This window comes from Streptomyces viridosporus (assembly GCF_002078235.1).
Classification (GTDB): Bacteria; Actinomycetota; Actinomycetes; order Streptomycetales; family Streptomycetaceae; genus Streptomyces; species Streptomyces viridosporus.
In genome coordinates this window covers 1-1,391 of sequence record NZ_MSGP01000892.1, presented here as the reverse complement: position 1 = coordinate 1,391, position 1,391 = coordinate 1, and the positions used below count along the sequence as shown (strand labels likewise).

The following is a 1,391-nucleotide window of genomic DNA, read 5'->3' as shown; positions in this document are numbered from 1 at the left end:
CGAGGGCCGGCGATTTCCCGGTTCACGTGACTCAGCGTGGCGGCGTGTGCGTACCGTGAGAAGTGACGCAGCGCATGCGTACGGTCACTGTCCGGACGTTGTCCGGTGCTGTCGTGACGGTGCCGACGGGCCGTACGGGCAGGCCGCTGATGCACATCACGGACGGTTCGACGGAGGGGCGCGGCATGGCGGTCGGGGTGGAGACGGGACAGCTCAGGAGCGAGGCGGACGAGCCCGGTTGGGAGGTGGACCCGGACGACGAGTGGGGCGTCGCGGTCATCACGACCGTCGGGCGGCAACTGAGGCTGCGCCGCGAGGCGGTGGGGATGCGGGTCGCCGATTTCGGCAGGGCGGTCGGCTACGGCGAGGACCTCGTCTACAAGATCGAGGGCGGCAAGCGGATCCCCCGCCGGGAGTTCCTGGACAAGGCCGACGAGGTCCTGGGCGCGGGTGGCCTCATCGCGGCGGCCTGGGAGGACGTGAAGAGGGTCCGGTATCCAAGGAGCGTGCGGGCGTTGGCCGAGTTGGAGGCCAAGGCGGTCGAGCTCGGGGTGTACGTGGGGCTCAGCATTCACGGCTTGTTGCAGACACCGGAACATGCACGTGCCCTGTTCGAGGCGTGGCAGCCGCCGTACTCGGAGGAGGAGGTGGAGCGCTTGGTCGCGGCTCGCATGGCACGCAGATCGATCTTCGAGCGTTCCCCGGCTCCGGCCCTCAGCTTCGTCCTGGAAGAGACGACGCTCCGCCGACGAGTCGGAGGCACAATGGTGTGGCGTCAGCAGCTCGAACACCTGTTGCGGACGGCCCAGTTGCGTAACGTTACTTTTCAGGTGATGCCGACGAGCGCGGGGGCCCACCCCGGGCTGGACGGCAGGATCGAGGTGCTGAAGTTCGCCGACGGCACGGCGGCAGGCCGTTCCGACGGTGCCTTCAACGGCCGACCGACTTTCGATCCGAAGCAGCTGCGGATCCTCGAACTGCGGTATGGGACGATCCGAGCGCAGGCTCTCACCCCTCGGGAGTCGCTGGCCTTCGTCGAGCGAGTGCTGGGAGAGACATGATCCGCAAGGCTTCTGCCGGGGATGCTTCCGAACTGGCGTGGTTCAAGAGCAGTCACAGTGACGGTCCCGACGGCAACTCCTGCGTCGAACTCGCCCTCACCCCCGGCACCGTCCACGTCCGTGACTCCAAGGACGTCGAAGGCCCCCGCCTCGCCTTCGCCCCGGACGCGTGGGCGCGCTTCGTGCCGTACGCGTCCGAGGGCTGAGGGCGCCGCCCGGTCCGGGACGTGCGCGAGGCCCCGGTGGCGGGTGCCATCGGGGCCTCGGGCCGTTCGTGCGGGTGCCGGTTCCCCGGGTGGGTGTCGGCGGCCCAGGTGTGTCAGCGGTGGG

2 protein-coding genes are annotated in these 1,391 nt (G+C 69.4%); both read left to right on the top strand.

Annotated features, from left to right (window positions below; genetic code table 11):
* Nucleotides 1-185: 185 nt before the first annotated feature.
* The gene (locus tag B7L92_RS38470; RefSeq protein ID WP_081241673.1) at nucleotides 186-1,061 is read left to right on the top strand and encodes a helix-turn-helix domain-containing protein; all 876 of its coding nucleotides are present in this window, start codon (nucleotides 186-188) and stop codon (nucleotides 1,059-1,061) included.
* Complete coding sequence (locus B7L92_RS38465; protein WP_081241672.1) at nucleotides 1,058-1,267, top strand: DUF397 domain-containing protein; 210 nt, start codon at nucleotides 1,058-1,060, stop codon at nucleotides 1,265-1,267. Before B7L92_RS38470 ends, B7L92_RS38465 begins: the two co-directional genes overlap by 4 nt.
* Nucleotides 1,268-1,391 lie beyond the last annotated feature (124 nt).

Bases quoted from the DNA above. Each gene is read 5' to 3' on its own strand.
- B7L92_RS38470 (WP_081241673.1), top strand. From the start codon at position 186: ATGGCGGTCGGGGTGGAGACGGGACAGCTCAGGAGCGAGGCGGACGAG.
- B7L92_RS38465 (WP_081241672.1), top strand. From the start codon at position 1,058: ATGATCCGCAAGGCTTCTGCCGGGGATGCTTCCGAACTGGCGTGGTTC.